Genomic DNA, 20,498 nt, shown 5'->3' on the forward strand with positions numbered 1-20,498 from the left:
GCAAGCACGGATTAAGCAAACCAAATAACCCCCCCTCACATATGGTAAAGGGAAGAACGAAGCCGTAACCGAGGAGGGGCCCATTTGAACGGGGATTTTGTTGCCGATTTGCTGGGCAAGCTAAGCAAGAAGACAGGAAGGGAATGGACGCTCGCCGACATCATGAGGCTCGCTGAGAAATTCCCCAAAGACGGATCGAAAGACATCGACTCGGTCATGAACGAGTTAGCCGATATGGGACTCGACGTCCCGCAGGAGACCAGGGAAAAAGTCAAAGAACGGATGAACAGCGGCGAAGGTCTCGGTATGGATGAACTCGGAAAGCTGATGCGCAAAGATGTGAAAGGCAAGCGCAGCAAGGTGAAAAAGCCGAAACCTGCCGTTGCCAAATCGAAATCCCTCTCGCTGGCAGAGCGGGTACGAAAGTTGTCGGGCAATCACAAGAAAAAACGCTGATCAATCGCATAGAATAAAAAAGCAGTCGCGAGTGCCGAACAGGCATGGGCGGCTGCGTTTGTTTTCCGCCATGAAAACATTGATTAAAACGTACAATTATGATTTAATAGTATTGAAATGTTCGTGTTTTTGCTTCGATATCACGCATCTAGACATCTTTGAACAGCCTCTCCAGAGGTTTTCATACTAAAAGTCCAGGAGGTTCTATCCGTGAGTGTGAAAAAAGCGTTGATCAGCGTTTCTGACAAGACAGGATTGATTCCGTTTGCTCGTCGTCTGGCAGCTGCCGGGGTAGAGATCATTTCAACGGGAGGGACGGCTTCTCTCTTGAAAGACGCGGGTGTTCCCGTCATCGGCATCTCCGAGGTAACCGGATTTCCGGAAATTTTGGACGGACGCGTCAAAACGCTGCATCCGAATATCCACAGCGGTCTCTTGGCTGTTCGGGACAATGAAGCCCACCGCAAGCAGCTGGAAGAACTGAAGATCGAAACGATTGACCTGGTTGTCGTAAATTTGTATCCTTTCAAGGAAACCATTGCCAAACCGGACGTAACCTTCGAAGAGGCGATTGAAAATATCGATATTGGCGGTCCAACCATGCTCCGTTCGGCTGCGAAGAACCACGCGTTTGTCAGCGTCGTCGTCGATGCGGCAGACTACGAAACCGTAGCAGCGGAAATCGAGGCCAACGGCGATACGACGCTGGAGACGCGCCGACGCCTGGCTGCCAAAGTATTCCGTCACACGGCTGCTTACGACGCGCTGATCTCCCGTTACCTGAGCGAACAGGTAGGCGAGCTTCTGCCGGAGAGCTTCACGGTGACGTACGAAAAGGCGCAGGATTTGCGTTACGGCGAAAACCCGCACCAACGCGCCGCTTTTTACCGCGAGCCGCTTGCAGGCACTGCCAGCATCGCGTACGCGGAGCAGCTGCATGGCAAAGAGCTCTCTTACAATAATATTAACGATGCGGATGCGGCTCTGGCCATCGTCCGGGAATTTGCCGAACCGGCGGTAGTCGCGATCAAGCACTCCAACCCGTGCGGAGTCGGTATCGGAGCTACGATTCGCGAAGCGTACCAAAAAGCTTACGAAGCGGATCCGGTATCCATCTTCGGCGGCATCGTGGCGGCGAACCGCACGATCGACCGCGATACGGCGCTGGCGATGAAGGAAATCTTCCTGGAAATCATCCTTGCCCCTGATTTTACCGAAGAAGCGATTGCCGTTTTGACCGAGAAAAAGAATCTCCGTCTGCTGCGCATTCCGACCTTGAACGAAGCTTCCGTAAAGGCCAACCACTTCCGTGTGGCCCCGGTAGCCGGCGGCGCGCTGGTGCAGGACTACGATGTAAAGCAGCTGGAAGATGCGGAGATCAAGGTGGTCACGGACCGCGTACCGACTGCTGAAGAGCTGGAACAGCTGAAATTCGCCTGGAAAGTAGTCAAGCATGTGAAATCCAATGCGATTCTGCTGGCCAAAGACAACATGACTGTGGGTGTCGGGGCTGGTCAGATGAACCGCGTCGGCTCAGCCAAAATCGCGATCGAACAAGCGAAAGACCTGGCAAAAGGCTCAGTAATGGCTTCAGATGCGTTCTTCCCGATGCCGGACACCGTCGAAGCGGCTGCAGCGGCCGGCATTACGGCGATCATCCAGCCGGGTGGCTCCGTGCGTGACCAGGAGTCCATCGACGCATGCAACCGCTTCGGGATCGCGATGGTCTTCACCGGAACTCGTCACTTCAAACACTAATAGAGCGGATCACCTCTCGCACAGGAGGAAAGACGATGAAAATTTTGGTAATCGGCGGTGGCGGACGGGAGCACGCCATCATCTGGAAATTGCTGCAAAGCAAAGGTGTCACGAAGGTATACTGCGCTCCGGGGAACGGCGGAACGGCCCAGATCGCGCAAAATGTACCCATTGGCGTACATGACTTCGCCGCGCTGGCGCAATTCGTAAAAGACGAAGGGATCGACTTGACCGTCGTAGGCCCTGAGGATCCGCTTCTGGGCGGCATCGTGGACTTTTTCCAGGAGCGCAACCTGCCGATCTTCGGTCCGAGCGGCCGGGCTGCGATGATCGAGGGGAGCAAATCGTTTGCGAAAAAGCTGATGATGCGCTACAGCATTCCGACCTCTGCCTACGAGTCGTTCATCGATTACGAGTCGGCGGTCGCCTACGTTCGTGAAAAGGGTGCGCCGATCGTCGTCAAGGCGGATGGACTCGCTGCTGGCAAAGGAGTCGTCGTGGCGGAAACGTTGGAAGAGGCGGAAGAGGCGCTCCGCCAAATCATGGAGGAAAATGTGTTCGGCGAAGCAGGCGCGCGCGTGGTGGTAGAAGAGTGCATGCGCGGGGAAGAGCTGTCTCTCCTGGCTTTCGTCGACGGGGCGACGGTCAAGCCGATGGTCACCTCGCAGGATCACAAGCGCATTTTCAACGATGACAAAGGGCCGAACACAGGCGGCATGGGGACGTACGCGCCTGTGCCCCACATGTCCGACGAGCTGGTAGAGCAAATCGTCGAGACCATCGTCAAACCGATGGCGGAAGGGATGGCGAAGGACGGCATTCCGTTCAAAGGCATTCTGTACACCGGTTTGATGATCACCGAGCAAGGCCCGAAAGTCGTCGAGTTCAACGCGCGCTTCGGCGATCCGGAGACGCAGGTCATCCTGCCCCTGCTGGAGACTGACCTGCTCGACATCGTAGTGGCGACCGTAAAGGGTGAACTGGATGCGGTCGACGTGAAGTGGAAAGACGGCAGCGCCGTGTGCGTCATCATGGCGGCACCCGGATACCCGGGCGACTATCCGAAAGGCGAGCTGATTTCGGGATTGGAGAGTGCCGGTGAAAACGTCACGGTCTTCCATGCAGGTACCAAGTCAACCGAGGACGGGATCGTCACAAGCGGCGGCCGCGTGCTTGGCGTCACGGCGACGGGAGAAAACCTCGCCAAAGCGCGTGAAGCTGCGTATGAAACCGTGCAGAAGATTTCCTTCGAAGGGGCACAGTATCGGACAGACATCGCAGCAAAAGCGATGCGCCATCAAAAATAGCGGATGAAATGCAAAAGCCCAGGCAGATCTATGCCTGGGCTTGTCTTCTGGTTATGCTTCGTAATTTTGGCTGACAACTGTGTTCACTACCGCATTTTTGCGTTGTTTGACGGCAAATGCGCGAGACACAAAGTAGATGATCAAAAACAGCAGCATGAGGATCGACGACAAGCGGTACATCATGGCGTAGCTCGTATGGGCCGCCACGGAGCCGAGCAGGATCGAGCCGACAGCGATGCCGAAGTCGATGGAGTTCAGGAAGAAACCGTTTGCCATCCCGCGCTGCTCCGGCTTCACCTCTTTGACCATCCAGGCTTGGATCGAAGGCTGGATGCAGCCGTAGCCCAGTCCGTACAGCATGGCCGAGACGATCAACAGGGTGTTGCCGTCGACCATCGACAAGCCGAGAAGACCCAGTCCGATAAAGATCGCTCCTGGCGGAAGCACAGCGATATGGCCTTTTTTGTCAAACAGCTTTCCGGCAATGGGACGGACGAGGACGATCGCGACGGCGTTGCAGAGGAAAAACCAGCTGATGTTTTCCATGTTCGTTTCTTTGCCGTACAGGGCGAGAAAGCTCACGAGTCCGCCGTAGGTGATTGACATGCAAAAATTCAAAAAGGCGGGCAGCAAGATCTTCTTGTCGTAAAACCGTTTGAGTCCTTTTTCGTGGGCATGGGCGTCAGGTGTGGGCTCCTTGTAGGCGCGAATGATGGAGGTGAGCGGCAAAATCAGCACGATGCAGACGACCCCGACGGTCAGCATCGAGCCGAAGCCCAGCGTCGTCAATACGGTCAGGCCGATCATCGGTCCCAAGGCCTGTGCAAGGCTGTTGGACAGTCCGTAGTAGCCCATCCCTTCCCCGATCCGCTTACCCGGGATGGCGTTTGTCACGATCGTCGGAAGCGTCGTGCTGCTGATCCCGAACCCGGCTCCGAACAGGGCACGCATGATGAGCAGAAGCATGACCGAGCCGGTCCAGTAGTAACCCGCGGTGGTAAGACCGACGACACCAAGCCCGATGAGGAGGATGGTTTTGCTGTTTTTGCTTTTCAGCAGCTCGCCGGTGAAAATTCTCGCGACAACCGCCCCCAATGCAAAAAAGCTGGCAGTAAGGCCGGCGACAAAATCATTAGCTAAGTAAGTTTCTTTGACATAAGTAGGAAACGTGGGCAACTGCATTTGGACGATCATAAACAGCAGCAAATTGCTCACAGTAATGAGGACGAAATCCTTCGTCCACAGTTTCTCTCTCGATTCTCCCAATGTTGACACTCCTTATTCTTTTGTATGTCTGTTCACGTTTGCTGCGATGTCCAGCAAGGTCTGTCTGAGCAGGTCAAGCCGATCCGGGGCGATTCCTTCGAGCACTTCCCCCATCGCCTTCGCTTCCGCCACAGAAGCAATGCCGATCAATTCCCTGCCTTTCGGTGAAAGCATGAGCAAAAAAGCGCGGCGATCCGTTTCGCTCGCTCTCTTTTCGATCAACCCTTTTTTGGACAAGGCGTCGAGGAGCCTGGTGATGGTTGGCTGGTCCTTGGCGGTGCGGACGGCCAGCTCCTTTTGATTGATGCCCTCTTGCTTGCTCAGGCTGAACAAGACAGAGAACTGCTCAGGAGTCAGGTCGAATTCCCGCAAGTGCGTGGTGACGTGCATGACGATTTTTCGATACGTTTTGCCGATCAGAAAGCCGATGGATTCATCCTGCCAATGTTCCGTCAAGAAAGGTACCTACTTTCCTTCCAAAATACTTGCTTTACTAATTATATGTTAAACAAGTAAAATTGCAAAGAAAAAGTACCGCCAAATATTTACTGGCGGTACCTTCCTCTTTTTCGCGAAGAGTTGTAAACAAAATAACCCATGGCGGCGATGACGCCGATCACTGCTGCAATGACAAAAAAGTTGTGCGAGAGCCATTCGTAAAAGGGAGGGCCGGTGATCATAGACAAAGCCTCCTAAGAATAGGTTGGGTAACGATGCTCGTCGTGACTGTATTGGTCAGACTGGTTTTTTTCATGCGTGGAATCGGTTCGGTGCTCATCCATGTCCTCGGAACGATACGAGACGAATTCTCTCGCTGCTTTCTCGAGACGTTCGTCTTCGGGAGAAAGCTTCCGATCCTTGGTACGGGCTGCATCATGTGCAGCGGAAGCGGCAGTATGCTGTTGTTGACTTGCAGGCGTGCTTTCGTCTTTTCTGGCGTTCAGCGTGCGCGTCACTTGCTTCATGACCATTTGAACACCCTTGTCCTTCGCTTGGCTCCACATGTCTTGCATGCCTTTTTCGGAACGCGTGTTGATTCCCATCGCCCTGTACATCGGACAGTGCCTGGTGATGCCCTCCGCCACCTTCATGGCGGAAAAAGCCATCAACAACCACGGAGCATTGTACGGGCGTCGACTCATTTTGCCTATTCCGTAAGCCAGTCCCAACAGTCCCCCTGTAATGCGGATGAGGGCATCTGTCGTGCCGACGTTCTTGCGCATAATAGCCAGCCTCCTATCGTCGTTCCTCTATGACTAGTTTGCTTCCTGCACAGGAAAAGCAGCCGCGGAAATTGTTGCTAGCCATGACAGGAGGACCATACCTGAACGGCGAAGGTGTAACGATCTGCGTGAATGAGCAGTCAGTTGGTTCGGATTTACGTTGCGAAGTCGGGGAGGAGAGAACCAAATGCGAGTACGGCCACTAGACTCAGAAAAACATCTTCACCTGCTGCGAGTGAGCAGAAGGCAGGCGCCGGCCAGTATGTGGATCAAGGGCGCCCAAGTCCTGAACGTGTATACAAAAGAATGGCATCAGGTACATGTGGTCACGGCGGGCGAGCGCATCGCTTACGTGGGGGAAAAAGAGCCGTTGACAGACGAAAAAACCGAGATCGTGGATGCCAGCGGGGCCTTTCTCGTTCCCGGATATTTTGAGCCGCATGCACACCCCTTTCAATGGTACAATCCGTTTTCGTTGGCTGACTTTGCCCTTCAGCGAGGGACGACGACACTGGTGTCGGATACGCTCATGCTGATGAATCTGCCGTTTGCCGAGATCGAGGCCATGATGGAATCGCTGATGGAACATCCCGTCAAGCAGTACTTCTGGGCGAGATTCGATCCGCAAACGGGAGCCGATCATCCGAAATTTACGAGAGAAGGCATCAAGCGGATGCTGGAGCATCCGCTTGTGATACAAGGCGGCGAGCTGACCCGCTGGCTGGGAGTGCTGAACGAAGAGGAAACCATCCTGTTCGGGCTCAGGCACACGGGCGATCTGGGCAAACGGATGGAAGGGCATTTGCCCGGAGCGTCATGGGAGACGTTGAATGCAGCGGCTGCCGCAGGGATTACTGCCTGCCACGAAGGAATCACAGCCCAGGATCTGCTGGCGCGGCTTCAGCTCGGCATGTACGCGACCTTGCGCCATTCCTCGATTCGGCCTGACCTGCCTGATCTGGTCAAAGGCTGGCTGGAGCTGGGCTTGCCCTGGTCGCCGCGAATGATGCTCACATCTGACGGCAGCACGCCGCCGATGCACCGAAACGGGTTGATGGACGGCACGATCCGAGTGGCGATCGAAGCCGGCATGCCTCCGGAAGAAGCCTACGTCATGGCATCGCTGAACCCCGCCGTCTACTACGGCCTCGACAGTGAGATCGGCGGGATCGCACCGGGGAGAATCGCGGATATGCTGCTGCTGTCCGCCAAAGACGAGCCGACGCCTGTGGCTGTGTTTGCCAACGGGAAGCGGGCCGTACAGGACGGCAAGCTGCTGGTCCCAACAGTGCAGCCTGAATGGGAGAGGTATTCGTTTCCAAAGCTCGACGTCCTGGAGGAAAAGGCGAATCCGGACTGGTTCCGGTTGCGGCAAACAGCTAAAACTCCAGTCCTGCACATGGCAAACGCGGTGATTACCCGTCTGGAGATGGAAGAGCTGCCGGTCGATCGGGAAGGCTTCGTCACGCTCGACCACGACCCGCAGCTGGCTCTGATCGCCTGCATAGATCCTACTCGGCGCATGCGTACGGCGGCAGTGCTGAAGGGCTACGGAAGCGATCTGGAGGCACTTGCCAGCACCTACACAGCCTCAGGCAATTGGATTGTGCTGGGCAGGGATCCCGAAGCAATGGCCCGGGCTCTGCAGCGGGTACGGGATATTGGCGGTGGCGTCGTGCTGATCGATGAAGGCATCGTTGCAAGCGAATGCCCTTTGCCCCTGGCTGGAAAGCTGTCCCCGGCCCCCATGGACGAAGTCATCCGCATGGCCGAAACGCTGGTCGAACGCTTGCGGGCAAAGGGACACCTCCACCTCGACCCGATCTATTCCATTCTGTTTTTTACCGCCACGCACTTGCCGTACGCGAGGCTGACGGCAGACGGAATTATCGACGTAAAAAGCGGCCGCATTGTGGTCCCATCACTTCCGCTCGATTGAGCGGAAGTTTTTTTGCGTCTGAAGCGGAAAAAAATTTTTATGGATAACGTTAATGCTTTCCAACGGTGAAGGAATGATATATTGATTTAATTTCAATTTGATTCCAAAAATGACGAGTATGTAATGATTCTTCATGTATCTGAAAATTATATTTTTTCTCTTGTAAATTTTTCGATTTATTTTACAATAAAGAAGAACCGGGCCATATCTGTCTTTGTACCTAATAGAATCAGTGCTTACCAAGTCGCAACCTGGGAAAAAAGACAGGTGGTTTTGGAAAACAAAAAATAAAGAAATGTAAAAGGGGGATTCAATTCCGCATGAAAAAACGCTCTCACATCAGCATTCTCTCTGCGGTATTGGTGGCAAGCGTTGCATTGACAGGTTGCGCAGGTGGTAACAGCTCATCAGGATCAGGAGGAAACAGCGCCAGCGGCGGGAGCCAGCAGCCGGCACAGACTCAGTCTGGGAGCAATTCCGGCAGCGCTTCGCCAGCTGACGGGGGAGTCATCAAAATTGCGACGCAGACCCCGCTCTCCGGTAACCAGTCCTCCCTGGGAGACGCCATCAAGACAGGCGCTGAGTATGCACTGAACCAGCGCAAGGAAGAATTCAAGAAGCTCGGCTTCGATCTGCAGCTCTTCCCTCAGGATGACCAGGCTGACCCGAAAATCGGCGTCTCGAACGCGGAAATGCTCATTTCCAACCCGGATGTATACGGGGTGGTCGGCCACTTGAACTCGGGCGTCGCCATTCCTTCGTCCGTGAAGTACGAAGAGGGCAAGCTGGTCATGGTCTCGCCGGCGAACACCGCAGTCAAGCTGACCGAGGAGGGCAAGAAGACGGTGCACCGCATCTGCGCCCGCGACGATGCCCAAGGGCCGAAAGCGGCGATGTACGCGAAGAACACGCTGGGCGTGAAAACAGCCTTCATCATCCACGACAAGACCGCGTACGGCCAAGGGCTGGGCGACCAGGTGAAAATGCAGTTCGAAAAGGACGGCGTGCAAATCCTGGGCTATGAAGGCATCACGCAAGGCGAAAAGGATTACAGTGCCGTTCTCAATCAGGTGACCGCGAAAAACCCCGACATCATTTTCTTCGGCGGCCTCTATCCGGAAGGCGGAATTCTGATCAAGCAAGCGAGGGAAAAAGGGTACAAAGGCTATTTTATGGGTGGCGACGGCTTGGACTCTTCTGATATGATTAAAATTGCCGGCGATGCTGTCGAAGGTGTGGTTTTCACGTCGGTTGCTGGCGACGTGACCCAGACCGAAGAGGGCAAGAAGTGGGCGGAAGAGTACAAGAAAACCACGAACAAACCTCTCGAGACCTATTCCGTTTACGGCTATGACTCGATGAACGTCATCCTGAACGGAGTACTGGAAGCCATCAAGGCAAATGGCGGCAAAAAACCTACCCGTGAGCAAGTCCTCGACGCTGTACACAAAACAAAAGATTTCCAAGGGCAATTTACTAAAGTCAGCTTTGACGACAAAGGAGACAACATCAACGCCGACGTATTTATTTATAAGTATGATAAGAGCAAGTCGAATTTTGTAGGCAAGGCGCAGTAAAAACACCTGACATCGCAGTTCTTTTTCAGCCTCATCCAAAATAAGGGGCGACACTTTGTGGACGCCCCTTCCTTTATGGGCATTCGTCCGTTACTATAATGAATGCAGAAAATTTCTGACAAGCTTACGAAGAAATGGGGGATGGGATCGCATGTTGCTCAACATTTTGCCTCAGGTGTTGGTTGACGGTTTGACACTTGGCTTCATGTACGCTGTTGTCGCACTTGGTTACACCATGGTTTACGGGATTTTGGAATTTATCAACTTTGCTCATGGGGAAATTTTCATGGTAGGTGCTTTTGTCGGTACGGAGGTTTTGCTCATTACCGATGCACTGGGAGCACTTGAAGGCATGAATCCGTTTGTAGCCTTGTTCATGACGCTGATCATTGCCATGGTGTTGACGGGGGCTCTGGGGGTCTTGATTGAGAGGGTGGCTTATCGGCCGCTGCGCGGAGCGCCGAGGCTGGTTCCGCTGATTTCCGCAATTGGTGTCTCGTTTTTGCTGCAAGACGTGGTTCGTTTTACGGAAGCGCTGGCTCGCAACGAATTTTATCTGAACACTCCTACTCTTTTCACTAGTTCCATTTCTCTGGGTGGCATTGCGACCATCCCTGCAAAAGGCTTGATTGTCATTGTTCTCGCGATTGTGATGATGTTGGCTTTGACTCTGTTTGTGAACAAAACAAAGTGGGGAATCGCCATGCGTGCCGTTGCGCAAGACAGAAGCACGGCTTCGCTGATGACTATAAATGTGGACAAAGTAATCATGCTGACCTTTTTGATCGGCTCCAGTCTCGGCGGAGCGACAGGTGTGCTGTTCGCGCAAAACTACGGGACGATCGATCCGTATATCGGCTTTATTCTCGGGTTAAAAGCCTTTACTGCCGCTGTTTTGGGAGGAATCGGCAACCTGCGCGGAGCGATGGTGGGGGGCGTTCTCCTCGGCCTTTTGGAATCGCTCTCCGGTGCCTACATGGGGCCGCTTACGGGCGGGGCGTTCGGTGCCGAATACAAAGACGTATTTGCTTTCAGCATCCTAATTCTCGTGCTTCTTTTCAAGCCGGAAGGTCTGTTTGGCGAAGCCGTGAAAGAGAAAGTGTAGGTGATTGATGTGGCAAACATGAAATGGAAATCGTTCAAAGGCATTCCTCTCCTCGTCACGCTGTTGTGGATTGTGGCGTTTGCGGCAGCCCTGCACTTCATGGAAAAATCGGTAATCGCGTTTCTGGGAATTCTCTCGTCCATCGTTCTGGTTTACTACACGAATACGTCCAAGATGATCAAAATGGTCGTCGGCGCGGCTGTTCTTTTGCTGATCATCCCGCTGGTCGCCGGCGACAACCGCTACTACATGGAGGTAGCGTCGCAGGTAGGCATTTACGTGGCGATGGCGCTCGGTCTGAACATCGTAGTCGGCTTTGCCGGTTTACTCGACCTTGGCTACGTGGCGTTCTTTGCGGCAGGCGCGTATGCGTACGCCATTTTCTCCACGTCCCAGGCCAATGAGTTCATCGCAGGCAATCTGTTCCCGCTGTCGGGCGGATGGTTCTGGCCGTTTCTGATTGTGGGGCTGATCGTCGCCGCTATTTTCGGGATCTTGCTGGGGTTGCCCGTTCTCCGGGTAAAAGGGGATTACCTGGCGATTGTGACCCTGGGCTTTGGAGAAATTATTCGGATTATTTTCAATAACCTGGACAAACCGATCAATATCACGAATGGTCCACAGGGGATTACACCGATACCGTCTCCGGAACTGTTTGGCGTGAAGATGGGGACGCCGTTCTATTTTTACTTTATTGTCCTGTTCGTCATCGCCTTCATCGTGCTGGCCAACATCCGCTTCGAGCACTCCCGGCTGGGACGTGCGTGGATCGCTGTTCGCGAAGATGAGCTGGCCGCGCAGTCGATGGGGATTTCCCTTTTGAACGCCAAGCTCGCCGCTTTTGCTACGGGCGCGTCCTTTGCCGGCGTGGTCGGCGTGATCTTTGCAGCGAAACAAACGTTTATCGACCCTACTTCCTTTACACTGATGGAATCGATTGGGATTCTGGTCATGGTCATCCTGGGGGGGAGCGGCAGCATCCCGGGTGTCGTCCTTGGTGCGGCCTTTGTCACCATCCTGCAGGTCCAGCTCTTGAAGGAGTTTTCCAACTTCCTGCATTCCCTGCAGCAATCCGGCATCATCAACCTGCCGAACCAGTTGGATCCATCCAAGTTCCAGCGTCTCGTGTTCGGGATCATGCTGATCCTCGTGGCGTTGTATCGACCCAACGGGCTGATTCCGGCGAAGAGGAAGAAAAACGATGTGGAAGCGATCAAGGCGAGCAAGTTCGGCCAAGCAAAACTGGGGATTTTGAGCAAGATTTCCCAGGCTTCTTCGGGCAAGCAGTCGTAGGGACAAGGAGGGAAGATCATGGCACTCTTGGAAGCGAAGCATCTGACGAAACGCTTTGGAGGCCTTGTGGCCAATCAGGACGTTTCCATTTCCATCGATAAAGGCAGCATTACGGCAGTCATCGGCCCGAACGGAGCGGGCAAGACGACTTTCTTCAACATGATCACGGGCTTTTACGAGCCGGACGAGGGAGAAATTCTGCTCGGGGGCAAGAGCATCAAAGGGCTGAGGCCCGACCAGATCGCCAGCCGCGGGATTACGCGGACGTTTCAGAACATCCGGCTGTTCAAGGAAATGACGGCTTTGGAAAACGTAATGGTCGGCGTCCACAGCCGGTTGACTGCCGGGCTGCTCGGCATATTGTTCAACACGAAGCGAGTGCGGGAGGAAGAGGAAAAAGCCCGCGTCGAAGCCTACCAGCTGATGGAATACGTGGGGATCGCCCATGTGGCCAACGAAGCTGCAGGCAGCTTGCCGTACGGTTTGCAGCGGCGTCTGGAGATCGCACGGGCCATGGCGACCAATCCGCAAATCATCCTGCTGGATGAACCAGCCGCAGGGATGAACCCGCGCGAAACCGTGGAAATGACGGAGTTTATTCGCCGTCTGAAGCGGGAGCTGGATTTGACGATTATCCTCATCGAGCATGACATGAAGCTCGTCATGGGGCTGAGCGAATACATTCACGTGTTGGATTACGGGAGGAAGATTGCGGAAGGGACCCCGGAGCAGATCCGCAACAACCCGAACGTGATCGAGGCGTATCTCGGAAAAAGCGCGTCGGAAGTGTCGTAGAAGGAGGAAACGATATGGCACTGTTGGAATTGCATGGCATTCACACCTATTACGGCGGAATTCACGCGTTGAAAGGCTTGACCATTACCGTGGAGCAAGGCGAGGTAGTTACGCTGATCGGTTCGAATGGTGCGGGGAAATCGACCACGCTGAAAACGATTTGCGGACAGACGCGGGCGAGCGAAGGGAAGATTATCTTTAACGGCAAGGACATCACGCAAATGCGCACGCATGACATCGCACACCTGGGAATTGCGCATGTGCCCGAAGGCCGCCGGATTTTCCCCAAGCTGACGGTGCGAGAAAATCTGGAGATGGGGGCCTTTTCCGTCACGGATAAAAAGATTATCGACGAAGGAGTCGAGCGGGCATTCGCCTACTTTCCCCGCTTGAAGGAACGCATCAACCAAAAAGGCGGCACGATGTCCGGCGGCGAGCAGCAGATGCTGGCAATCGCCCGCGGCTTGATGATGAAGCCGAAAATCCTGATGCTGGATGAGCCGTCCATGGGTTTGGCGCCGATTCTGGTCGAACAGATTTTTGATATCGTCACTGAGCTGAACAAGGAAGGCATGACCATCCTGCTGGTCGAACAAAACGCCAACCAGGCGCTTTCGGTAGCGCATCGGGGCTACGTCATTCAGACAGGAGAAATCATTTTGAAAGACGACGCGCAGACCTTGCTGGCCAATCCGCAGGTTCGCGAGGCGTACCTGGCATAAACGGCATCGACGATGAATATCCCCTTTGTATAGGCGTGAACCGCTGGACTGCGGCGCTGCGCCTACTCAAAGGGGATTATTTGTTGCGAAGGCAAAAAGGAGAGGAGATCTCCCCGATTCCGAACTTAGCAATCACAGCTGCACCCAACGATTACCAGCAGAATAAAGAGTACGAGAATCAAGGCAAAATTGTCATCAAAGAAACTCATTCGCTCTCCCTCCCTCCCGGTGAATACTTGTAAGGTATGATGAATTGGCCGGGTATGTATGGACAGATGAAGGGGATGACGAAAAATAGGCGATGGGTATGTATTTATTAGATGGAATATTCAATTAATTATAGTAAGTGTAAAATAGTATTGATTTTATTTTGAAAATGATTATCATAGGACATATAGTCTTCCGCAAGTTCATATATAAATCTACAGAGGTGATGCGATAATGAGCACGAACAAGAACCATTTGACGACCAGTTGGGGGGCACCGGTAGGGGACAACCAGAACTCCATGACCGCCGGAGGGCGCGGGCCGACATTGATCCAGGACGTGCACCTGCTGGAAAAGCTGGCCCACTTCAACAGGGAACGTGTACCGGAACGCGTCGTTCATGCCAAGGGAGCCGGAGCTCACGGTTATTTTGAAGTAACCAACGACCTGACTCGATTCACAAAGGCTAAATTTTTGTCGGAAGTAGGCAAACGCACACCGCTGTTTATTCGTTTCTCGACGGTAGCAGGCGAGCTCGGCTCTGCGGATACCGTACGTGACCCTCGTGGTTTCGCAGTCAAGTTTTACACGGAAGAGGGCAACTACGATCTGGTCGGGAACAATACCCCTGTCTTTTTCATTCGCGATGCCATCAAATTCCCGGACTTCATTCATACGCAAAAACGCGATCCTCAGACGCACCTGAAGAATCCGACGGCAGTATGGGACTTCTGGTCGCTCTCGCCCGAGTCGCTGCATCAGGTGACGATCCTGATGTCTGATCGCGGCATTCCGGCCACGTATCGGCACATGCACGGCTTTGGCAGCCACACGTTCAAATGGGTGAATGAGCAAGGGGAGGGCGTCTGGGTCAAATACCATTTCAAGACGGAACAAGGAATCAAAAACCTCGACGCGCAGCTGGCAGCTCAGATCGCAGGTGAAAACCCCGATTACCATACAGAAGATTTGTTCAACGCGATTGCCAAAGGAGACTATCCGTCCTGGAAGCTGTGCGTGCAAATCATGCCGCTGGAAGACGCCAATACGTACCGGTTCGATCCGTTCGACGTGACGAAGGTGTGGTCGCAAAAAGATTACCCGCTGATCGAAGTGGGGCGCATGGTCCTGAACAAAAACCCGGAAAATTACTTTGCAGAGGTGGAACAGGCGACGTTCTCCCCTGGATCGTTCGTACCGGGCATCGAAGCATCCCCGGACAAAATGCTGCAAGGCAGGCTGTTCGCATACTCGGACGCGCACCGTTATCGGGTGGGCAGTAATCACAATCTTCTGCCGATTAATCGTCCGAAGTCGGAAGTGAACAACTATCAACGCGACGGGGCGATGAGATTCGACAACAACGGCGGCGGCTCCGTCTATTACGAGCCCAACAGCTTTGGGGGGCCGAAAGAAACGCCGCAGAACAAAACGACCCCGTATGAAGTCGTGGGATACGCAGACAGTGTCGCTTACGATCACGACGACCATTACACCCAGGCAGGCGACCTGTATCGCCTGATGGACGAGGGCGAACGTTCCCGTCTGGTGCAAAACATTGCGGCGTCGATGAAGGGCGTACAGAAGGAAGAGATCAAGCTCCGCCAGATCCAGCACTTCTACAAGGCGGATCCGGAGTATGGACAGCGCGTGGCGGAAGCACTAGGCCTGGCTGTGCAGCAAGAAAAGTAAGAGAAATGCAAGCATATCCCCCTATAAGCGGCTCTGTGAAATCTCCTGTCCAAAAAGGAGCGACATGCTGCTTGGAGGGGGATTTTTGTTTGATTCCGCATACAAGGAGTAGCCCTTCTCTTATCGAATACAGTCTCCAAGGTAGAATCGATGAGCGGAGGATGGCTATGAACGAGAAGGATTGCTTGATGCTGAAATATATTTGGGAAACACAAAATCTGACGAAGGCTGCAGAACTTCTCTATATCACACCTCCGGCCTTAACGTATCGGCTGCAGCAGCTGGAGAAAGAGTTCGGGGTGAACATTCTCACCAAAAACGGCAGGAGCATCGAATTTACACCGGAAGGCAGGTACCTGGTTCAGTACGCCAAGAAATCATGGATGGATTTGCGAAAGACAAAAGACTATATGCTGAATATGGGAAGTGAGGTACAGGGAATCCTGCGGCTTGGAATTTCCAGAGTCATTGCGCATTACAAGCTGCCTCCGATTCTGAAGGCATTTTTGAATCAATTTCCCAAGGTCGAGATCAATGTGAACACCGGGATCAGCGACGAGGTATACGAATTGCTGCGAAACAATGAGGTTCATGTGGGGATCGTCAGGGGCAGCTATACGTGGTCAGAGAAGAAGCATTTGCTGAAAGAAGAAAATGTCTACATCCTTTCGAAAAATCCAGTACGGCTTGAGGACTTGCCCACGATCCCCCGAATCAACTATCGCAATAGCTCTGACTTTAACGAGGAGATTAATAATTGGTGGTATGAACGATTTACGGATCCTCCCTTGATCAACATGCAAGTGGATACGTTTGAAATTTGCAAGGAAATGGTAAAAAACGATCTGGGATATGCGATTATTCCGCAGATTTTTTTGAAGGAAGACGATCCGCTGTACAAGGAAGGACTCATCAACAAAAACGGGGCGGCCGTTACGATGAAAACGTGGATGCTGTATCGGGAATCTTCCACCCAATTGGCAATGGTAGACAAGTTTGTGAATCACATGAAGTCGCTTGACCTCATGGAATATTCGTGACGATGCAATCAAAGCAGCGCTTATTCAAGCGCTGTTTTTTATGGTGGTGCCTATAGAGTGCTGAGATGGGGAGAAAGCAGGCTTCCGAAGTGGCTCCGCCAGGAAATCGGCTTCTCCTGTAGGGCAATCCTTAAAATTTTTTGAAGAGTTAAGCAAAAATTATGAAATTTACTTTAAGGAAAAGATATGTAATATTTCCATTAAGCGAAATATTTAAAAAACGGGACTTCCCTAAAAAGGAGATGAACAGAATCCGGGAAGGAAACCAAGCGTAAGGAGAAAATCGTATGTCGGAACGAACAAAAGAGATGCATAAAGACAGATCCCGGAAGTCCTTTCCGTTTTATCGGTTTTGCGGCACACATCGGCAGATTGGTCAGCAGTTTGGGGAAGCGTGCTCGGAATTGATCAGGAAACATCGCGATTATGCGGTGGAACGATTGAACGGCAAATTTCAGGTTTCATCCAGGAGGTTGCAAGAGGCGGTCCTGAAGTACCGGCCCTTTGTCCAAAAATACGCCCCGGGCTTTGATGACGAGGTGCAGGGTATCGCGGAAGGGGCGGGCATCACACTGGAGGATGCGTATTTGCTTCAACTGAGAGCTGAGATCAACCATTATTGCAGGTCGAATACGGAGTGCACGACGTTTGCGATTTTGGCGGAAGCCACCTCCAATGGCATTCCGCTGATCGGTCAAAACTGCGACCTGCCCGCTTTTTATTCCGATCTGGGTGTGGTGGTCGAATACGTTCCCGATGAAGGGCCTGCCTGTCTGATGCTTACGCCTGCCGGTCAGGTGTCCTATATCGGGATCAATGATCTGGGAATGGGGACATTCGCCAATTTCCTCACCTGCGAGGGATGGAAGCCTGGCTTTCCTCGGTATATGCTGTCACGGCTTGCTCTGACCAAAGGGACGGTCGAGGAAGGGATCGATCTGGTCCGCCATGTAGAACGGGCATCCTCCCGCAATCTGATTATGCTGGACAAATACGGAGGGGCGGCCGATCTGGAAAATACGCCGACTCGAGATGCCTTGATCCGACCGGAAAACGGGCTGCTCGCCCACTCCAATCACTATACGGCGGACAGCTTGCTGGAAGAGGAGCGGCTGCATGGAGTCGAGCTGGAAAATTCGCGAATCCGCCTGAAGCGCATGGAGGAATTGCTGAGAGAAAACCACGGCAGGCTGAATGCCCTCGCCATGCAGGAGATCTTGCGGGACCGCGGCAGCTATCCCCACTGTTTATGCCAAATTCACGGGGATGAGAAAGTGCAGTCGCCGGGGGATAAAGGGGCTGACATTATCACATTCGCTTCGGTGATCGCAGAGCCATCGGAAGGCAGTCTCTGGGTCGCGATCGGACCTCCCAATCAATACGAATACAAACGCTACAGCTTCTCCGGGATCTAGAGGAGAAAAAAGGAGAGAAGCCAAGCCTAAGGGGGAAATGGCATGAAAGGGTCTGGAATTGCCAAAAAGGTAAGTATTTTTCTCCTCGCATGTTCTCTTGCGGGATGCGGGACACCATCTGGACAGAGCGAAGGATCCAAAACGCAAACAAAGACAGAAAACGGTACATCGGCGCCAACGGAAGCGAAAGCAGGGGGGGAATTGAGAATTGCCTATCAAGCGCAGCCTCCCACGCTTGATCCTCATGTGACGACATCGCAGGCTTCGGCTACCATTGGCAGAAACGTCTTTGAGACGCTGGTTACGGTCGATTCCAACTACCGCACGCAGCCGTTGCTGGCCGAATCCTGGGAGCAAAGCGAGGATGGGAAAACCATTACCTTCCATCTGCGGAAGGGAGTTCGTTTTCACAACGGCAAAGAGATGACGGCAGACGATGTCGTCGCGTCCATGAACCGGTGGATTCAAATATCCAGCGCAGGAAAGGACCATTTTAAAGGAGCGCTCTTTGAAGCGAAAGATCCGCAGACAGCCATTCTGCACCTGCAAAACCCTACCTCTACGGCGCTGCCGATCATGGCATACGGGGGAGGAAATTATCCGGCTATCATGCCAAAGGAACTGATAGATGGCGCCGATCCCAAAGGCGTCAAGGAGTACGTGGGAACAGGCCCTTTCCAATTCAAGGAGTGGCAGCAAGACCAGGAAATCCATCTGAGCAAATTTGCGGATTACCAGGCGAGGAGCGAAGCGGCTGATGGACTGGCCGGAAAAAGAGAAGCGCTGGTGGATGATTTGCGCTTCATCTTCACCCCTGATTCCTCCACGCAAGTCGCAGGGCTGCTCTCCGGTGAGTACGACGTGGCAGCTGACGTTTCCTATGACAGTGTGCAGCAGTTGGAGAACGATTCGGATATTCAAGTCAACGTGGCTCCGACAGGAATGCTGAATCTGTTCTTCAACAAGAAAAAAGGACTGTTTGCCAATGTAGCGGCACGCCAGGCCATCGGAGCGGGCATTGACGTGGAATCGATCCTGATCGCGGCTTATACGGATCCGAAGTACTATCAACAGAACCACAATATGATGATGTACTACCAAGTCGGGCAATGGGCCAGCGAGAACGGAAAAGAGCTTTACAACCAGAACAATCCGGATAAGGCGAAGCAATTGCTGAAGGAAGCGGGTTATCAAGGGCAGGAAATCAAGATCGTCACGAGCCGCGATTACGAAGACATGTACAACGGGGCAGTGGCCTTGCAGCAGCAGATGGAGAAGCTGGGCATGAAAACCAAGCTGGAAGTATACGATTGGCCGACTTTCACCGAGCTGCGTAACGATGAGAACAAATTCGACATTCTGGTGATCACGAACACGCCTAAGCCGGAGCCAAGCTCGCTGGCCTTCATGAGAAAGGACTTCCCGGGATGGACGGACAGTCCGGAGCTGGACAAGCTGCTAATCGAATTCCGAAGCGCGCCAAACCTGGAAAAGGCGATGAGCGTGTACGGCAAGCTGCAATCGTGGTTCTACGAATATGTGCCGGTAGTCAAAGTCGGGGACGGAAATTCCATCTCTGCCTCCAAGAAGACCGTCCAAGGCATGAAATGGCTGGACGGCCTCGTATTCTGGAACGTTTCCAACCAGGAATAGTCAGCATCCTCTCCACCCATTCTATCGCTGGAATGGGTGGAGAATTTTCGATCAAACCGGACGAAAGGTAGGGTGAACCGTGAGAATTTACCTGATAAAGCGAATACTCGCCCTGATTCCCGTGTTGTTTGTGGTGTCCGTCGTCATCTTTTTGATTATCCATATCACCCCTGGGGACCCGGCTGCGGTCATGCTTGGGGAATCGGCTACGGAGCAAGATGTAAAAGCGCTCCGGCAGCAGCTGGGGCTTGATCTTCCGCTGCATACGCAATACGTGAACTGGATGGCCGATGTGCTGAGGGGGGATTTGGGAGACTCCTACTTCATGAAAGAATCGGTAGCCGAGTCCATTTTCAGCCATTTGCAGCCGACACTCTCTCTGGCCATCCTCGCCCAGATCGTCGCACTGGTCATTGCCATCCCGATCGGCATTGCCGCCGCATTGCGCCGGGGAACGGCAACGGATCAGACGGTCATGGGGTTTTCCTTGCTGGCTATGGCGGTTCCGAGCTTTTTGCTTGCTCTCTTTTTGATTCTTTTGGTCGGGGTGAAGCTGCAATGGCTGCCTGTAGCCGGGTACAAGCCGCTGGAGGCGGGACTGTGGAACCATCTGAAATACTTGATTCTTCCCGCCATTTCTCTCGGCGCCATCCAATCTGCGCTGATTACGCGCATGACCCGGTCTTCCATGCTGGAGGTTCTGAACACCAATTACATCAAGACGGCACGCTCCAAGGGAGTCAAGGAGCGCACACTTGTCTACAAGCATGCGCTGCGAAACGCGTTCCTCCCGATCCTGACGGTCATCGGGCAAACCTTTGGCGGCTTGGTCACCGGTGCCGTGGTGACGGAAACCATTTTCAACATTCCGGGAATCGGTCAGCTGATCATCAATTCCGTGGAGCGGAGGGACTATGCCGTCATCCAGGGAGTCGTTCTGTTTGTGACCGCCGCTTATGTATGTATCAATCTGATCGTCGACATGCTGTACGGTGTGGTTGATCCGAGGGTGCGGCTCGAGCGGAAGTAGAAGGGGAGGAGTAATCATGA

At 53.3% G+C, this 20,498-nt stretch carries 19 protein-coding genes; 14 read left to right on the forward strand and 5 right to left on the reverse strand.

Annotated features, from left to right (window positions below; all coding sequences use genetic code 11):
- Positions 1 to 84: 84 nt before the first annotated feature.
- The 3 genes from RGB73_RS04235 to purD all read left to right on the forward strand — a co-directional run bounded on the left by RGB73_RS04235 (position 85) and on the right by purD (position 3,521).
- Complete coding sequence (locus RGB73_RS04235; protein WP_310769430.1) at positions 85 to 456, forward strand: hypothetical protein; 372 nt, start codon at positions 85 to 87, stop codon at positions 454 to 456.
- A 210-nt stretch (positions 457 to 666) separates the two neighbouring features.
- Positions 667 to 2,214 carry a bifunctional phosphoribosylaminoimidazolecarboxamide formyltransferase/IMP cyclohydrolase gene (gene purH / locus RGB73_RS04240; protein ID WP_310769433.1) on the forward strand — a complete coding sequence of 516 codons (1,548 nt, stop codon included), beginning with the start codon at positions 667 to 669 and terminating at the stop codon, positions 2,212 to 2,214.
- 35 nt (positions 2,215 to 2,249) lie between these two features.
- Positions 2,250 to 3,521 carry a phosphoribosylamine--glycine ligase gene (purD, locus tag RGB73_RS04245; protein ID WP_310769435.1) on the forward strand — a complete coding sequence of 424 codons (1,272 nt, stop codon included), beginning with the start codon at positions 2,250 to 2,252 and terminating at the stop codon, positions 3,519 to 3,521.
- Positions 3,522 to 3,572: 51 nt separating this feature from the next.
- On the opposite strand, the gene RGB73_RS04250 is transcribed toward purD, so the two are convergent.
- The 4 genes from RGB73_RS04250 to RGB73_RS04265 all read right to left on the reverse strand — a co-directional run bounded on the left by RGB73_RS04250 (position 3,573) and on the right by RGB73_RS04265 (position 6,010).
- Positions 3,573 to 4,787: an MFS transporter gene (locus RGB73_RS04250; protein ID WP_310769437.1), complete on the reverse strand. Its 1,215-nt coding sequence runs from the start codon at positions 4,785 to 4,787 to the stop codon at positions 3,573 to 3,575.
- Positions 4,788 to 4,799: 12 nt separating this feature from the next.
- Positions 4,800 to 5,243 carry a MarR family winged helix-turn-helix transcriptional regulator gene (locus RGB73_RS04255; RefSeq protein WP_310769439.1) on the reverse strand — a complete coding sequence of 148 codons (444 nt, stop codon included), beginning with the start codon at positions 5,241 to 5,243 and terminating at the stop codon, positions 4,800 to 4,802.
- Between the two features lie 89 nt (positions 5,244 to 5,332).
- Positions 5,333 to 5,467 (reverse strand): EYxxD motif small membrane protein, encoded by a 135-nt coding sequence (locus RGB73_RS04260; protein WP_310769441.1) that lies wholly within the window; start codon positions 5,465 to 5,467, stop codon positions 5,333 to 5,335.
- Between the two features lie 12 nt (positions 5,468 to 5,479).
- Positions 5,480 to 6,010: a YgaP family membrane protein gene (locus RGB73_RS04265; protein WP_310769443.1), complete on the reverse strand. Its 531-nt coding sequence runs from the start codon at positions 6,008 to 6,010 to the stop codon at positions 5,480 to 5,482.
- Between the two features lie 187 nt (positions 6,011 to 6,197).
- Here RGB73_RS04265 and RGB73_RS04270 point away from each other — a divergent pair, with 187 nt between their 5' ends.
- The 6 genes from RGB73_RS04270 to RGB73_RS04295 all read left to right on the forward strand — a co-directional run bounded on the left by RGB73_RS04270 (position 6,198) and on the right by RGB73_RS04295 (position 13,441).
- A complete protein-coding gene (locus RGB73_RS04270; protein WP_310769445.1) occupies positions 6,198 to 7,949 on the forward strand; it encodes an adenine deaminase C-terminal domain-containing protein in 1,752 nt (583 codons plus the stop codon).
- Between the two features lie 320 nt (positions 7,950 to 8,269).
- Positions 8,270 to 9,526 (forward strand): branched-chain amino acid ABC transporter substrate-binding protein, encoded by a 1,257-nt coding sequence (locus RGB73_RS04275; protein ID WP_310769447.1) that lies wholly within the window; start codon positions 8,270 to 8,272, stop codon positions 9,524 to 9,526.
- A 151-nt stretch (positions 9,527 to 9,677) separates the two neighbouring features.
- Complete coding sequence (locus RGB73_RS04280; RefSeq protein WP_310769449.1) at positions 9,678 to 10,631, forward strand: branched-chain amino acid ABC transporter permease; 954 nt, start codon at positions 9,678 to 9,680, stop codon at positions 10,629 to 10,631.
- A 9-nt stretch (positions 10,632 to 10,640) separates the two neighbouring features.
- Positions 10,641 to 11,924 carry a branched-chain amino acid ABC transporter permease gene (locus RGB73_RS04285; protein WP_310774122.1) on the forward strand — a complete coding sequence of 428 codons (1,284 nt, stop codon included), beginning with the start codon at positions 10,641 to 10,643 and terminating at the stop codon, positions 11,922 to 11,924.
- Positions 11,925 to 11,942: 18 nt separating this feature from the next.
- Complete coding sequence (locus tag RGB73_RS04290) at positions 11,943 to 12,719, forward strand: ABC transporter ATP-binding protein (RefSeq protein ID WP_310769451.1); 777 nt, start codon at positions 11,943 to 11,945, stop codon at positions 12,717 to 12,719.
- A 14-nt stretch (positions 12,720 to 12,733) separates the two neighbouring features.
- Positions 12,734 to 13,441 carry an ABC transporter ATP-binding protein gene (locus RGB73_RS04295; protein WP_310769453.1) on the forward strand — a complete coding sequence of 236 codons (708 nt, stop codon included), beginning with the start codon at positions 12,734 to 12,736 and terminating at the stop codon, positions 13,439 to 13,441.
- Positions 13,442 to 13,566: 125 nt separating this feature from the next.
- On the opposite strand, the gene RGB73_RS04300 is transcribed toward RGB73_RS04295, so the two are convergent.
- Complete coding sequence (locus tag RGB73_RS04300; RefSeq protein WP_310774124.1) at positions 13,567 to 13,650, reverse strand: YjcZ family sporulation protein; 84 nt, start codon at positions 13,648 to 13,650, stop codon at positions 13,567 to 13,569.
- 232 nt (positions 13,651 to 13,882) lie between these two features.
- Between RGB73_RS04300 and katA the strand changes: the two genes are divergently transcribed.
- The 5 genes from katA (at position 13,883) to RGB73_RS04325 (ending at position 20,478) form a co-directional block, all read left to right on the forward strand.
- Positions 13,883 to 15,340, forward strand: a complete 1,458-nt coding sequence (gene katA / locus RGB73_RS04305) for a catalase KatA (protein ID WP_310769455.1) — start codon at positions 13,883 to 13,885, stop codon at positions 15,338 to 15,340.
- Positions 15,341 to 15,528: 188 nt separating this feature from the next.
- Complete coding sequence (locus tag RGB73_RS04310; protein WP_310769457.1) at positions 15,529 to 16,380, forward strand: LysR family transcriptional regulator; 852 nt, start codon at positions 15,529 to 15,531, stop codon at positions 16,378 to 16,380.
- 287 nt (positions 16,381 to 16,667) lie between these two features.
- On the forward strand, positions 16,668 to 17,795 hold the full coding sequence (locus RGB73_RS04315) for a C45 family autoproteolytic acyltransferase/hydrolase (RefSeq protein ID WP_310769459.1): 1,128 nt from the start codon (positions 16,668 to 16,670) through the stop codon (positions 17,793 to 17,795).
- A gap of 201 nt (positions 17,796 to 17,996) precedes the next feature.
- Positions 17,997 to 19,448, forward strand: coding sequence for an ABC transporter substrate-binding protein (locus RGB73_RS04320; protein WP_310769461.1), 1,452 nt, complete (start codon positions 17,997 to 17,999; stop codon positions 19,446 to 19,448).
- A gap of 79 nt (positions 19,449 to 19,527) precedes the next feature.
- Positions 19,528 to 20,478: an ABC transporter permease gene (locus RGB73_RS04325; protein WP_310769463.1), complete on the forward strand. Its 951-nt coding sequence runs from the start codon at positions 19,528 to 19,530 to the stop codon at positions 20,476 to 20,478.
- The last annotated feature ends 20 nt before the right edge of the window (positions 20,479 to 20,498 follow it).

This window comes from Brevibacillus brevis (assembly GCF_031583145.1).
GTDB classification, from domain to species: domain Bacteria; phylum Bacillota; class Bacilli; order Brevibacillales; family Brevibacillaceae; genus Brevibacillus; species Brevibacillus brevis_E.

Excerpts from the sequence above, each read along its gene's own strand:
- RGB73_RS04265 (WP_310769443.1), bottom strand. The coding sequence starts at position 6,010 with ATGCGCAAGAACGTCGGCACGACAGATGCCCTCATCCGCATTACAGGG.
- RGB73_RS04295 (WP_310769453.1), top strand. The coding sequence starts at position 12,734 with ATGGCACTGTTGGAATTGCATGGCATTCACACCTATTACGGCGGAATT.
- katA (WP_310769455.1), top strand. The coding sequence starts at position 13,883 with ATGAGCACGAACAAGAACCATTTGACGACCAGTTGGGGGGCACCGGTA.
- RGB73_RS04300 (WP_310774124.1), bottom strand. The coding sequence starts at position 13,650 with ATGAGTTTCTTTGATGACAATTTTGCCTTGATTCTCGTACTCTTTATT.
- RGB73_RS04315 (WP_310769459.1), top strand. The coding sequence starts at position 16,668 with ATGTCGGAACGAACAAAAGAGATGCATAAAGACAGATCCCGGAAGTCC.
- RGB73_RS04280 (WP_310769449.1), top strand. The coding sequence starts at position 9,678 with ATGTTGCTCAACATTTTGCCTCAGGTGTTGGTTGACGGTTTGACACTT.
- RGB73_RS04290 (WP_310769451.1), top strand. The coding sequence starts at position 11,943 with ATGGCACTCTTGGAAGCGAAGCATCTGACGAAACGCTTTGGAGGCCTT.
- RGB73_RS04275 (WP_310769447.1), top strand. The coding sequence starts at position 8,270 with ATGAAAAAACGCTCTCACATCAGCATTCTCTCTGCGGTATTGGTGGCA.
- RGB73_RS04270 (WP_310769445.1), top strand. The coding sequence starts at position 6,198 with ATGCGAGTACGGCCACTAGACTCAGAAAAACATCTTCACCTGCTGCGA.
- RGB73_RS04310 (WP_310769457.1), top strand. The coding sequence starts at position 15,529 with ATGCTGAAATATATTTGGGAAACACAAAATCTGACGAAGGCTGCAGAA.
- purD (WP_310769435.1), top strand. The coding sequence starts at position 2,250 with ATGAAAATTTTGGTAATCGGCGGTGGCGGACGGGAGCACGCCATCATC.
- RGB73_RS04260 (WP_310769441.1), bottom strand. The coding sequence starts at position 5,467 with ATGATCACCGGCCCTCCCTTTTACGAATGGCTCTCGCACAACTTTTTT.